General features: G+C 72.6%; 10 protein-coding genes. 8 read left to right on the forward strand and 2 right to left on the reverse strand.

Annotation, left to right across the window (positions count from 1 at the left end; genetic code table 11):
• Positions 1 to 53 precede the first annotated feature (53 nt).
• Positions 54 to 1,436, reverse strand: a complete 1,383-nt coding sequence (locus IF29_RS0102265; RefSeq protein WP_030248751.1) for a cation:dicarboxylate symporter family transporter — start codon at positions 1,434 to 1,436, stop codon at positions 54 to 56.
• 155 nt (positions 1,437 to 1,591) lie between these two features.
• Between IF29_RS0102265 and IF29_RS0102270 the strand changes: the two genes are divergently transcribed.
• The 4 genes from IF29_RS0102270 to rpsD all read left to right on the forward strand — a co-directional run bounded on the left by IF29_RS0102270 (position 1,592) and on the right by rpsD (position 6,261).
• Positions 1,592 to 3,244 (forward strand): ATP-binding protein, encoded by a 1,653-nt coding sequence (locus IF29_RS0102270; protein ID WP_030248753.1) that lies wholly within the window; start codon positions 1,592 to 1,594, stop codon positions 3,242 to 3,244.
• Positions 3,241 to 3,930, forward strand: a complete 690-nt coding sequence (locus tag IF29_RS0102275) for a response regulator (protein ID WP_030248754.1) — start codon at positions 3,241 to 3,243, stop codon at positions 3,928 to 3,930. The genes IF29_RS0102270 and IF29_RS0102275 overlap by 4 nt, the downstream gene beginning before the upstream one ends.
• A 54-nt stretch (positions 3,931 to 3,984) precedes the next feature.
• Positions 3,985 to 5,331 carry a replication-associated recombination protein A gene (locus IF29_RS0102280; protein WP_030248756.1) on the forward strand — a complete coding sequence of 449 codons (1,347 nt, stop codon included), beginning with the start codon at positions 3,985 to 3,987 and terminating at the stop codon, positions 5,329 to 5,331.
• Between the two features lie 315 nt (positions 5,332 to 5,646).
• Positions 5,647 to 6,261 (forward strand): 30S ribosomal protein S4, encoded by a 615-nt coding sequence (gene rpsD / locus IF29_RS0102285; RefSeq protein WP_030248757.1) that lies wholly within the window; start codon positions 5,647 to 5,649, stop codon positions 6,259 to 6,261.
• A gap of 75 nt (positions 6,262 to 6,336) precedes the next feature.
• On the opposite strand, the gene IF29_RS0102290 is transcribed toward rpsD, so the two are convergent.
• Positions 6,337 to 8,538, reverse strand: coding sequence for an ATP-binding protein (locus IF29_RS0102290; RefSeq protein WP_030248759.1), 2,202 nt, complete (start codon positions 8,536 to 8,538; stop codon positions 6,337 to 6,339).
• Positions 8,539 to 8,706: 168 nt separating this feature from the next.
• Between IF29_RS0102290 and IF29_RS0102295 the strand changes: the two genes are divergently transcribed.
• Genes IF29_RS0102295 through ruvX form a run of 4 tightly spaced genes read left to right on the forward strand, consistent with a single transcriptional unit; the run spans position 8,707 to position 12,714 of the window.
• Entirely contained in the window at positions 8,707 to 9,183 is a 477-nt protein-coding gene (locus IF29_RS0102295) for a DUF948 domain-containing protein (RefSeq protein WP_030248760.1), read from the forward strand.
• Between the two features lie 5 nt (positions 9,184 to 9,188).
• A complete protein-coding gene (locus IF29_RS41495; protein WP_198037246.1) occupies positions 9,189 to 9,551 on the forward strand; it encodes a DUF6167 family protein in 363 nt (120 codons plus the stop codon).
• Positions 9,551 to 12,217: an alanine--tRNA ligase gene (gene alaS / locus IF29_RS0102305; RefSeq protein WP_030248763.1), complete on the forward strand. Its 2,667-nt coding sequence runs from the start codon at positions 9,551 to 9,553 to the stop codon at positions 12,215 to 12,217. The genes IF29_RS41495 and alaS overlap by 1 nt, the downstream gene beginning before the upstream one ends.
• Positions 12,214 to 12,714, forward strand: coding sequence for a Holliday junction resolvase RuvX (gene ruvX / locus IF29_RS0102310; protein WP_030248764.1), 501 nt, complete (start codon positions 12,214 to 12,216; stop codon positions 12,712 to 12,714). The genes alaS and ruvX overlap by 4 nt, the downstream gene beginning before the upstream one ends.
• Positions 12,715 to 12,809 lie beyond the last annotated feature (95 nt).

A 12,809-nucleotide genomic window follows, 5' to 3' on the forward strand; every position in this document is an offset into this window, starting at 1 on the left:
CCCGCCCGGTCGAAGCGACCGGGCGGGGCACTGGCCTTCTCGGACCAGCTACGTCAACTGGCCTTCACCAGACCGGGTTCGAGCGCATGGCCCGGTTGGTCGGCCGGTAGCGGCTGGGCCACCGGGCTGCTCTCGTCGAACGGCAGCTCGCCGCTCAGCACCTTGTCGAGCCGGGCGTGGTCGAGCTCCTTGGTCCAGTGCCCGATCAGCACGGTGGCCACGGCGTTGCCGGCGAAGTTGGTCAGGGCGCGGGCCTCGGACATGAAGCGGTCGATGCCCACGATCAGTCCGACGCCGTCCACCAGGGCCGGCTGGTGCGACTGCAGGCCGCCGGCCAGGGTGGCCAGCCCGGCGCCGGTGACCCCGGCAGCGCCCTTGCTGGCGATCACCATGAACAGCAGCAGTGAGATCTGCTCGCCCAGCGACAGCGGCCTGTCCATGGCCTGGGCGATGAAGATCGACGACATGGTCAGGTAGATCGCGGTGCCGTCGAGGTTGAAGCTGTAGCCGGCCGGGACGGTGATCCCGGCGACCGGGCGGCTCACACCGAGGTGCTCCATCTTGGCGATCAGCCGCGGCAGCGCGCTCTCGGACGAGGACGTGGACAGGATCAGCAGGAACTCCCGGCCCAGGTAGCGCAGCAGTTGGAGGATGTTGACCCCGGCGGCCAGCCGCAGCAGCGCGCCGAGCACCACCAGGACGAAGATCGCGCAGGTCAGGTAGAAGCCCAGCATGATGACGGCCAGGCTCTTCAGTGCGTCCACGCCGGTGGCGCCGACCACCGCGGCCATCGCGCCGAAGGCGCCCACCGGGGCCACCCACATGATCATCGACATGACCTTGAACACCAGGGCCTGGATGTGTTCGAGCCCGCGCAGCACCGGGGCGCCGACCGGGCCCAGCGACTGCAGGGCGAAGCCCACCAGCAGCGCCACCAGGAGCGTCTGCAGTACCTGACCGCCCGTCAGCGCCGAGACCAGGGTGGTCGGGATGATGCCGAGCAGGAAGTCGCTGGTGCTCTCCGAGCCGCCCGCGGCCGCCTGGGCGTGGCCGGACTTGGCCAGGGCCTCGGTCAGGTGCAGCCCGCTGCCGGGCTCCAGCAGGTTGCCGACGACCAGGCCGAGGGCCAGCGCCACCGTCGACATGACCAGGAAGTAGCCCAGGGCCAGGCCGCCGACCTTGCCCACCTTGGCGGCCTTGGTCACCGAACCGATGCCCAGCACGATCGTGGTGAAGATGATCGGACTGATCATCATCTTGATCAGGTTCACGAAGCCGGTGCCGATCGGCTTCAGGTCCACCGCGAACGAGGGCGCGGCCAGGCCCACCACGATCCCGGCCAGCACGGCCGCGATCACCAGCAGGTACAGGATGTGGGTGCGGCCGCCCGGACGTCTGCCCGCGGGCGGCGCTGCTGCGGTTGCCTCGGAGGTCATGCTGCGGCTCCTTTGCCGGTCATACGGTCCGTCCCGGGTGGTGGGCCGGTTCCGACGACTATCGGCGCGGGCGTGGCGCGGGTCACGTTTGCGTTCATACTGTTCACGGCCGCCGGGGGTTCGCAGCCGTCCGGCGAGCGGGCACACTTTGGCTCATGTCCCCGCCACGACGTCCGTCCCCGCCACGACGTCAGCGCCCCCGTCCCGCGCGGAGCCTCGCCGGACAGCTCTTCGCGGTCCAGGTGCTGATCGTGGCGCTGGTCGTGGCCGCCGGCGCGGTGCTGACCTACTGGCTCACCAGCGACCGCACCGAGCAGTCCGCCGAACGCCAGGTCACCGCGGTGGCCCGGGCGGTCGCCGACTCGCCGACGGTGCGCTCGGGGGTGCTCTCGGCGGACCCCACCGCGGTGCTGCAGCCCTACGCCGACCGGGTCTGGCGGGACAGCGAGGCCGCCGTCGACTTCGTCACCATCATGGACACCCACGGCATCCGCTGGACGCATCCCAACCCCGCGGAGATAGGCAAGCCCTTCCTCGGGCACATCGCCCCCGCCCTGGCCGGACGGACCTTCACCGAGACCTACACCGGGACCCTCGGCTCCTCGGTGCGGGCGGTCACCCCGGTCCTGGACGACCAGGGCAAGGTGGTCGCCCTGGTCAGCGTCGGGATCAAGGTGCAGTCCGTGTCCGAGCAGCTCCGGGGCCCGGTCACGGCACTGGTCGCGGTCGCGGTCGCGGCGCTGCTGCTGGGCGCGCTGGGCAGCTGGCTGGCCAACCGCCGGCTGCGCCGGCACACCCACGGGATGGGCCCGGCCGAGCTCAGCCACCTCTACGAGTACCACCAAGCCACGCTGCACTCGGTCCGGGAGGGACTGCTGCTGCTGGACCGCGACGGCACGGTACTGCTGTGCAACGACGCCGCCCGCGAACTCCTGGCCCTGGAAGGGGAGGTGGAGGGCCGTCCGCTGGGGGACCTGGGCCTCCCGGAGCCGCTGTGCACGGCGATCGCGGGCCAGGACGCACTGCGCGACGAGGTGCAGCTCACCGCCGAGCGCGTGGTCGTCGTCAACACCTCCGCCATCGGCGACGGGCCCGCCCTGGGCACCGTGGTGACCCTGCGCGACCACACCGAGCTGCAGGCGCTGTCCGGCGAACTCGACTCGGTGCGCGGATTCGCCGACGCGCTGGGCGCCCAGGCGCACGAGGCGGCCAACCGGCTGCACGCGGTGGTCTCGCTGATCGAACTCGGCCGGCACCGGCAGGCGGTGGAGTTCGCCACCGCCGAGCTGGAACTGGCCCAGCAGCTCACCGACCGGGTCGTCGGCGCCGTCAGCGAGCCGGTGCTGGCCGCGCTGCTGCTGGGGAAGGCGGCACAGGCCGCCGAACGCGGGGTCGAGCTCACCATTACCGAAGACAGCCTGATCGACGACTCGCTGGCCGGCGCCGTCGGCGCCCGCGACCTGGTCACCCTGCTGGGCAACCTGATCGACAACGCCATGGACGCCGCCATCGAGGGCGCCGCCGGGAGCCCGCGGCCGCCCGAGGTCACCGTCACCGCCCGCAACGCCTCCGGCGAGCTGCTGCTCCGGGTCGCCGACACCGGACGCGGCATCGACCCCGACGCGGTGGAGAAGGTGTTCCGCCGCGGCTGGTCCACCAAGCAGCCGGGACGCGGGCTGGGCCTCGCCCTGGTGGCGCAGACGGCGCGCCGCAACGGCGGCACCGTGGTCGCCGACAGCCCGGCCGGGACCGGCGCGGTGCTCACCGTCCGGATCCCGTTGCAGCACGCGGGAGTGGTGCCGCGATGACGATCGACGTGCTGGTGGTCGAGGACGATCCGGTCGCCGCAGACGCGCATGCGCTCTACGTGGGACGCGCCCCCGGCTTCCGCTGCGTCGGCGCGGTGCACAGCGTGGGAGCGGCGCTGCGCTTCCTGGAGCGGCGCCGCGCCGAGGGCGACCCGGTGGCGCTGCTGCTGCTCGACCTCTACCTGCCGGACGGCCACGGCCTGGAACTGGTCGGACGGCTGCGGGCGGCCGGGCACGACGCCGACATCATCGCCGTCACCTCGGCCCGGGACCTGGCGACGGTGCGTCAGGCGGTGTCGGTCGGGGTGGTCCAGTACCTGCTGAAGCCCTTCGCCGCGGCCTCGCTGCGCAGCAAGCTGGAGCACTACGCCCGCTACCGGGCCTCGCTGGCCCGGGACGGCGAGGCGCTGGGCCAGGACGAGGTGGACCAGGCCTTCGCCGAACTGCGCTCGGCCGACCGCAGCACCCTGCCCAAGGGGCTGACCGGTGCCACCCTGGAGGCCGTCGCCGCGGTCCTGCGCCAGTCGGACGTCGGGCTGGCGGCCGCCGCGGTCGGCACCGCGGCCGGGGTCTCCAGGATCACCGCGCGCCGCTACCTGGAGTACCTGGTCGAGACCGGCCGTGCGGTCCGCGAGCCGCAGTACGGCAACGTGGGCAGACCCGAGCTCTGCTACCGGCCGCGGTGAGCCCGGCCGCGGTGACCAGGCCGGAGTGTCGGAGCCAGGCAGTAGGGTCGTTGCGTGGAACCTGACCTCTTCACCGCCGCCGCCGAGGAGCGGAAGGCCGCCGAGCCGGCCCGCTCGCCGCTGGCCGTGCGGATGCGGCCGCGGAACCTGGACGAGGTGGCCGGGCAGCGCCGGCTGCTGAACCCGGGGTCGCCGCTGCGGCGGCTGGTGGAGCGCGCCGGCGGGCCCGCGGCCTCGTCGTCGGTGATCCTGCACGGCCCGCCGGGGACCGGCAAGACCACGCTCGCCTATGTGATCAGCCAGGCCACCGAGAAGCGCTTCGTGGAGCTGTCGGCGATCACCGCGGGGGTGAAGGAGGTCCGCGCGGTCATCGAGTCGGCGCGGCGCGAGGTGGGCATGTCGGGGCGGGAGACCGTGCTCTTCCTCGACGAGATCCACCGCTTCAGCAAGGCCCAGCAGGACAGCCTGCTGCCGGCGGTGGAGAACCAGTGGGTCACGCTGATCGCGGCCACCACCGAGAACCCCTTCTTCTCGGTGATCTCACCGCTGCTGTCGCGTTCGCTGCTGCTCACCCTGGAGTCGCTGACCGACGACGACATCCGCGAGCTGCTGCACCGGGCGGTGACCGACGAGCGCGGGCTGGGCGGCGCGCTGGCGCTGGCCGCGGACGCCGAGGACCACCTGGTGCGGATCGCCGGCGGCGACGCCCGCAAGGCGCTGACTGCGCTGGAGGCGGCGGCCGGCACGGCGCTGGCGCTGGGCGAGGCGGAGATCCGGCTGGAGACGGTCGAGCAGGCCGTCGACAAGGCGGCGGTCCGCTACGACCGGGACGGCGACCAGCACTACGACGTGGCCAGCGCGCTGATCAAGTCGATCCGGGGCAGTGACGTCGACGCCGCACTGCACTACCTGGCCCGGATGATCGAGGCGGGCGAGGACCCGAGGTTCATCGCCCGGCGGCTGATGATCTCGGCGAGCGAGGACATCGGCCTGGCGGACCCCAACGCGCTGCCGATCGCGGTGGCGGCCGCCCAGGCGGTGGCGATGATCGGTTTCCCGGAGGCCTCGCTCACGCTGTCGCACGCGGTGATCGCGCTCGCCCTGGCGCCCAAGTCCAACTCGGCGACGCTGGCCATCTCCGCGGCGCTGGAGGACGTCCGCAAGGGGCTGGCCGGACCGGTGCCGCCGCATCTGCGGGACGGCCACTACGCGGGGGCGAAGAAGCTGGGCCACGCCCAGGGCTACGTCTACCCGCACGACCTGCCGGACGGGGTGGCCGCGCAGCAGTACGCACCGGACGCCATCGCCGGCAAGCACTACTACGTGCCGGGCCGGCACGGCGCCGAGGCCCGCTACGCGGACGTGGTGGACTGGGTGCGCAAGAAGCTGGCCGGTCAGTAGCGCCGGTCGGCAGCGCTGGTCAGGAGCACCGGTACGGGTCCGTTAGACTGGCCCGAGCGAGATGTCCCGTCGCCCGGGTGAGAGCCCGGCGTCACCAGCGGGACGTCATACAGGGAGCCGCACCGCGAGGAGCGGTTCCAGGAGCGTTGCGCACCCTTCGGGTGTCGCGTGCAGCCCACTATCCCTCCAGGGATGGTGGGCCTGTCGTGTGCTGCACATTGTGCCCGGTTCCGGTGACTGGCTGTCCCGGACCGCGAGATGCGACCTCCTTCAACAGTGGTGAGCCGATTCGTACAGTGAGATGAGGTTTGGTTCATGGCGAACCAGAAGCGTCCCAAGGTCAAGATTGCCCGCGCCCTGGGCATTCCGCTGACCCCGAAGTCCGTCAAGTACTTCGAGGCGCGCCCCTACCCGCCCGGCCAGCACGGCCGTGGCCGCAAGCAGAACTCGGACTACAAGGTCCGTCTGGTCGAGAAGCAGCGCCTGCGCGCTCAGTACGACCTGAGCGAGACCCAGATGGCCCGTGCGTTCGACCGTGCCCGCAAGGTCGAGGGCAAGACCGGTGAGGCGCTGATCAGCGAGCTGGAGACCCGGCTGGACTCCCTGGTGCTGCGTTCGGGCATCGCCCGCACCATCTACCAGGCCCGCCAGATGGTCGTCCACGGCCACATCGAGGTCAACGGCGGCAAGGTCAACCGTCCGTCGTTCCAGCTGAAGCCCGGCTTCGTGGTGACGGTCCGCGAGCGTTCCAAGGAGAAGACCCCGTTCCTGGTCGCCCGTGAGGGTGGCAACGCGGGCGAGGGTCAGACCCCGAAGTACCTCGAGGTCAACCTGAAGGCCCTGGCCTTCCGTCTGGACCGCGCGCCGCAGCGTCGCGAGGTCCCGGTCATCTGCGACGAGCAGCTGGTCGTCGAGTACTACTCGCGCTGATCCGCGAGCGGTACCCGTTGGACGTGCAGTAACGAGCGCCGGGCCGGTCTCCCGCGAGGGGGACCGACCCGGCGCTCATGCGTCCGCGGGCGCCGGACTGCGCGGGGCCGTGGGCACCGGGCGCGGACCGGGGACCTCGCCGCCGGGCGGACCGCCCCCGCTGGAGCCGGAGCCGCCGCGCAGGGCGCGCTCGACCGCCGCGTCCAGGTCGAGCAGGGTGCCCTGGTGGAACGACGCGGCGGCCTGCTCCTCGCTGAGCGCGCCCAGCACCCGCGCCTCGCAGGCGGCGTGCGCGGCGTTGAAGCTGCGCGAGCCGAACAGCGGGACGCCGACCTTGCGCCAGATGACGTTGGCCGCGCCCTGCAGCAGCCGGGCCTCGGCCAGGTCCCCGGGGGCGCCGTCCTCGTCCGGCTCGGTCGCCAGCAGCGCCAGTACCTCCATGCCGAGCACCACGCCGACCAGGTCGCGGAAGCCGTAGCTGATCCGCAGGCACTCCCGGGCCCGGGTCCGGGCCGTGCGCAGGTCGCCGAGCAGCCATTCCGAGTAGGCGGAGGCGAACAGGCCGTAGGCATGGGCCCACTGCTCGCCGAACTCCTCGCAGACGTCCATCACCTTGGCCATCCAGGACTCGCCGCGCGCGGTGTCGCCCTGGAAGATCATCGCCAGCCCCAGCTCGAACATGGCCATCACCACGTTGCTGTTGAGCTCGCCCAGCTTCTCGTAGTGCCAGATCGCCTCCTCCAGCAGCTCGGCGGCGCGGGCCAGGTCGTCGCCGATCAGTGCCGCGCAGCCCTGCCGGTGCACCGCGTAGGCCAGCGCCCGGTCGTCGCCGGTCTCCAGGGCCTGCCGGTGGCACTCCTCCAGCAGCGGACGGGCCGCGGCCAGGTCGCCCTGGAGCGTCGCCATGTAGCCGGTCACCCACAGCGCCTTGGCCCGCGCCTCGGTGGGCTCGTCGGACAGCGCCAGGGCGCGCTCCAGCCAGTGCCGGCCCTCGGCCAGGTGCCCGCAGCCGACCCAGAAGTACCAGAGCGTCCCGGTCAGGAACTGGGCGATCTGCTCCTCGCCGGGCTCGGCCAGGCAGTAGTCCAGCGCGGCGCGGATGTTGGCCTGGGCCAGGTGGGTGCGGTCCCGGGTCTGCACCTGCCGGGCGCTGAACCACTCGATCTCGCCCCAGGTGGCCAGCCCCAGGTACCAGTCGCGGTGGCGCCGCCGCAGCAGCGGCTCGGTGCCGGTGTCGCCGAGCCAGCGGGCGCCGTACTCGCGCAGGGTGTCCAGCAGCCGGTAGCGCGCCGCGCGGGACGGGTCACGGTCCGGGGCGTCCTCCTCGCGCAGCACGATGGACTTGGCCACCAGCTCGGAGAGCAGGTCCAGCACCTCGTCGGCGCGCAGCCCGTCGCCGGCGCAGACGTACTCGGCGGCGTCCAGGTCGAAGCTGCCGGCGAAGACCGAGACCCTGGCCCAGAGCAGCCGTTCGGCCGGGGTGCACAGCTCATGGCTCCAGCCGATGGCGGTGCGCAGCGTCTGGTGCCGGGGCAGGGCCGTGCGGGAGCCGCCGGTGAGCACCCGGAACCGGTCGTTGAGCCGCTCGGTGATCTGCTCGACGCCGAGCACCCGCAGCCGGCCCGCGGCCAGCTCCAGCGCCAGCGGGATGCCGTCGAGCCGGTGGCAGAGCGCGGTCACCGCCTCCCGGTTGGCGTCGGTGAGGGTGAAGCCCGGCAGCACCGCGGCGGCCCGCTGCACGAAGAGCTCGACGGCCTCCGGGCCGGGGCCCTCGGTGGACAGTGGCGGCACCTGCAGCAGGTGCTCCCCGCCGACGCCCAGGGGCTGCCTGCTGGTGGCCAGGATCCGCAGCCCGGGGGCCTCCGCGAGCAGCCTGGCCACCAGCGCCGCGCAGCCGTCCACCAGGTGCTCGCAGCCGTCGAGGACCAGCAGCAGGCTGCGCCCGCGCAGGTGCGCGATCAGGATGTCGACCGGGGGGCGCGCCGTCCCGTCGGTCACCCGCAGCGCCTCGGCGACGGCGTGGACCAGCAGTTCGGGATCCCGGACGAGTGAGCACTCGACCACCCAGGCCCCGTCGCGGGACGGGTCGGCGGCGCCCGTGGCAGCGCCCGCGGCGGCGGCGCGCAGGGCGAGGCGGCTCTTGCCCACCCCGCCCGGGCCGACCACGGTGACCAGCCGAGCGGTCGTCAGTAGCCTTACGGCCTCGGCCAGTTCGGCCGACCGGCCGACGAAGCCGGTGGTTTCGGCGGGGAGGTTCCCCGCGGTGTCGCTGTTCATCGGATCCCCCTTTGGATCCCCCAGTGGGCGTGCCGAGGGCGCTCCCCCGTTCGGTTCAACGATCGAACGGGCCGGGGGTCACGCGGTCGGGAATGCCGGGTCCGGCGCGATAGGGTTTCCGCACGCCCGCGGTTTGGACGAGCGACGAATGAGCGAGGGAGCGCCAAGGTGTCCGGTGGAGAGGTCGCGGGCCTCGTGGTCGCCGTGTTCTGGGCGGTGCTGGTGACCCTGCTGGCCGTGGTCCTGGTCCGGCTGGCCGGCGCGCTGCGGCAGGCCACCGTGCTGGTCGCCGCCGTCACCGAACGGACCGTACCGCTGCTGGACGAGGCCGCCGAGACCCTGCGCGCCGCCAACGACCAGCTGGTGCGGGTGGACGAGATCACCGCCAACGTGCAGGACGCCGCGGCCAACGCCAACGCGCTGTCCTCCACCATGGCGGCGACCCTGGGCGGCCCGCTGGTGAAGCTCTCCGCCTTCAGCTACGGCGTGCGCAGCGCGGTGGCCCGGCAGCGCTCGGCCGGGCAGCCGGAGCGCCACGTCCCGCAGCAGACCGAGCGCGAGCTGATCGCCCGCATGGTCAGGGCCGAGGTGCGCTCGGCGACCGCCCGTCGCGGGGTGTTCGCCCGCATGCTCAGGAGGGGTTGAGGACGGTGCGCAGGATCTTCTGGATGGCCGTGGGCGCGGGTGCGACCGTGTGGACCGTCAACAAGGCCAACCGCCTGGCCCGCAGCATCACCCCCGGCAGCCTCGCCGATACGGCGGCCCAGGGCGCGGTGGAGCTCGGCGGGGCCGTACGCTCCTTCGCGGGCGAGGTCCGCGCCGGAATGCTCCAGCGCGAACTGGAGCTCAACCGGCAGCTGGGCCTGGACGGCAGCGTGCTGGCGCTGCCGGGCCCGCAGGACAGGCCGGTGCTGCGCGGTACCGCGAGCAGTGCAAAACCGTTCGAGATTTCCCCTGCTGGAACGTCTACTTCTACTGACATCACCCCGTACGACCGGAATGAGGACAACTGATGGAGTCGGCTGAGATCCGCCGCCGCTGGCTGCGATTCTTCGAGGAGCGCGGCCACACCGTCGTGCCCTCGGCGTCGCTGATCGCAGACGACCCGACGCTGCTGCTCGTCCCGGCCGGCATGGTGCCGTTCAAGCCCTACTTCCTCGGCGAGGTCAAGCCGCCCTTCGCCACCGCCACCAGCGTGCAGAAGTGCGTCCGCACCCCGGACATCGAGGAGGTCGGCAAGACCACCCGGCACGGCACCTTCTTCCAGATGTGCGGCAACTTCTCCTTCGGCGACTACTTCAAGGAGGGGGCGATCCGCTACGCGTGGGAGCTGCTGACCTCCTCGCAGGAGGCCGGCGGCTACGGGCTGGACCCGGAGCGGCTGTGGATCACCGTCTACCTGGACGACGACGAGGCCGAGAGCATCTGGCGGGAGAAGATCGGCGTACCGGCCGAGCGGATCCAGCGGCTGGGCAAGAAGGACAACTTCTGGTCCATGGGCGTCCCCGGCCCCTGCGGCCCCTGCTCGGAGATCAACTACGACCGCGGCCCGGAGTTCGGCGCCGAGGGCGGCCCGGCCGTCAACGACGAGCGCTACGTGGAGATCTGGAACCTGGTCTTCATGCAGTACGAGCGCGGCGCCGGCGACGGCAAGGAGGACTTCCCGATCCTGGGCGACCTCCCCGCCAAGAACATCGACACCGGCCTCGGCCTGGAACGCCTCGCGATGATCCTGCAGGGCGTGCAGAACATGTACGAGACGGACACCCTGCGCGTCGTCATGGACACCGCCACCGAGCTGACCGGCGTCCGCTACGGCACCGCGCACAACACCGACGTCTCGCTGCGCGTGGTCGCCGACCACATGCGCACCTCGGTGATGCTGATCGGCGACGGGGTGACCCCCGGCAACGAGGGCCGCGGCTACGTGCTGCGCCGGATCATGCGCCGCGCCATCCGCAACATGCGGCTGATGGGCGCCACCGAGCCGGTGGTCGCCCGGCTGGTCGACACCGTGATCAGCACCATGGGCCTGCAGTACCCGGAGCTGGAGACCGACCGCAAGCGGATCGAGACGGTCGCGCTGGCCGAGGAGGCCGCCTTCCTGAAGACCCTGCGCGCGGGCACCAACATCCTGGACACCGCCGTCGGCGAGACCAAGGCCGCCGGCAGCGCGGTGCTGCCCGGGGACAAGGCATTCCAGCTGCACGACACCTACGGCTTCCCGATCGACCTCACCCTGGAGATGGCCGCCGAGCAGGGCGTCACCGTCGACGAGGACGGCTTCCGCCGCCTGATGAAGGAGCAGCGGGACCGGGCCAAGGCCGACGCCAAGGCCAAGAAGATGGGCCACGCCGACGTCTCGGCCTACCGCGAGGTCGCCGACCGCGCCGGGGCCACCGACTTCCTCGGCTACACCAGCAACGAGACCGAGGCGACCGTGGTCGGCCTGCTGGTCGACGGCGTCCCGGCCCCCGCCGCCCAGGAGGGCGACGAGGTCGAGGTGGTGCTGGACCGCACCCCCTTCTACGCCGAGGGCGGCGGCCAGCTCGCCGACCAGGGCCGGCTGCGGCTGGACTCCGGCGCCGTGGTCGAGGTCCGCGACGTGCAGCAGCCGGTGCCCGGCGTGTACGTCCACAAGGGCAGCGTGATGGTGGGCGAGGTGGTGCTCGGCTCCGCCGCGCACGCCGTGATCGACGTGGCCCGGCGCCGGGCCATCGCCCGCGCCCACAGCGCCACCCACCTGACCCACCAGGCGCTGCGCGACGCGCTCGGCCCCACCGCGGCCCAGGCCGGTTCGGAGAACTCGCCCGGCCGCTTCCGCTTCGACTTCGGCTCTCCCAACGCGGTGCCCGGCACGGTGCTGTCGGACGTGGAGCAGAAGATCAACGAGGTGCTGGCCCGGGAGCTGGACGTCACCGCCGAGATCATGGGCATCGACGAGGCCCGCAAGCAGGGCGCCATCGCCGAGTTCGGCGAGAAGTACGGCGAGCGGGTCCGGGTGGTCACCATCGGCGACTTCTCCAAGGAGCTGTGCGGCGGCACCCATGTCGGCAACACCGCCCAGCTGGGCCTGGTGAAGCTGCTCGGCGAGTCCTCCATCGGCTCCGGGGTGCGCCGGGTCGAGGCGCTGGTCGGCGTGGACGCCTACCGCTTCCTGGCCCGCGAGCACACCGTGGTCTCCCAGCTCACCGAGCTGGTCAAGGGCCGCCCGGACGAGCTGCCGGAGAAGATCGCCGGCATGCTGGGCAAGCTCAAGGAGGCCGAGAAGGAGATCGAGCGCTTCCGCGCCGAGAAGGTGCTGCAGGCCGCGGCCGGACTCGCCGACGGGGCCGAGGACGTCAACGGCCTGGCGCTGGTCGCCGCTCGGGTTCCTGACGGGACGACAGCCGACGACCTTCGCAAGCTCGTTCTGGATGTGCGCGCACGCGTGACCGGCGGCCGTCCGGCCGTGGTCGCGGCGTTCAGCGTGGTCGGCGGCCGTCCGCTGACGGTGATCGCCACCAACGAGGCCGCCCGCGAGCGCGGGGTCAAGGCCGGCGCGCTGGTCCGCGTCGCCGCCAAGACCCTCGGCGGCGGCGGTGGCGGCAAGGACGACGTCGCCCAGGGCGGCGGCACCGACCCGGCCGCCGTCGACCAGGCCATCGCCGCGGTGCGCCGCGAGGTCCAGGGCGCATGACCGACGGTGCGTTCCGGCGGGGACGGCGGATCGGCGTGGACGTGGGGGACGCCCGGATCGGGGTCGCTTCGAGCGACCCCGACGGGATGCTCGCCACCCCGGTCGAGACCGTCCCCGCCGGCCCCGGCTCGCAGGCCCGGCTGGTGGCCCTCGCCGAGGAGTACCAGGCCGTCGAGGTGGTGCTGGGGCTGCCGCGCTCACTGAACGGCGGCGAGGGCCCGGCCGCCGCCAAGGTCCGCCGCTACGCGGGGGAGCTGGCGGCGCGGCTCGCCCCGGCCGGGGTGCCGGTGCGGCTGGTGGACGAGCGGATGTCCACCGTCACCGCCGCGCAGGGGCTGCGGGCCTCGGGGGTGAAGTCGAAAAAGGGACGCTCCGTGATCGACCAGGCCGCCGCCGTGGTGATCCTGCAGAGCGCGCTGGAGGGGGAGAAGACGAGCGGAAGGCCGCCGGGACAGCTGGTCGAACCGGACGAAACCGCTGCTCCGAGTGAGGGATGACGGTCATATGAACGGCGTGGGGGACGTTCTGCGGGCGATTCGTGAGCGGATGATGGCTAACGCTGCGGCACCGGCTCCTGGGCGCCTAGGGTAAC

This window comes from Streptacidiphilus jeojiense (assembly GCF_000719095.1).
Classification (GTDB): domain Bacteria; phylum Actinomycetota; class Actinomycetes; order Streptomycetales; family Streptomycetaceae; genus Streptacidiphilus; species Streptacidiphilus jeojiensis.

Coding starts and splice junctions, on each gene's coding strand:
- ruvX (WP_030248764.1), top strand. CDS start 12,214: ATGACCGACGGTGCGTTCCGGCGGGGACGGCGGATCGGCGTGGACGTG.
- IF29_RS0102265 (WP_030248751.1), bottom strand. CDS start 1,436: ATGACCTCCGAGGCAACCGCAGCAGCGCCGCCCGCGGGCAGACGTCCG.
- IF29_RS0102275 (WP_030248754.1), top strand. CDS start 3,241: ATGACGATCGACGTGCTGGTGGTCGAGGACGATCCGGTCGCCGCAGAC.
- IF29_RS0102290 (WP_030248759.1), bottom strand. CDS start 8,538: ATGAACAGCGACACCGCGGGGAACCTCCCCGCCGAAACCACCGGCTTC.
- IF29_RS0102270 (WP_030248753.1), top strand. CDS start 1,592: ATGTCCCCGCCACGACGTCCGTCCCCGCCACGACGTCAGCGCCCCCGT.
- alaS (WP_030248763.1), top strand. CDS start 9,551: ATGGAGTCGGCTGAGATCCGCCGCCGCTGGCTGCGATTCTTCGAGGAG.
- rpsD (WP_030248757.1), top strand. CDS start 5,647: ATGGCGAACCAGAAGCGTCCCAAGGTCAAGATTGCCCGCGCCCTGGGC.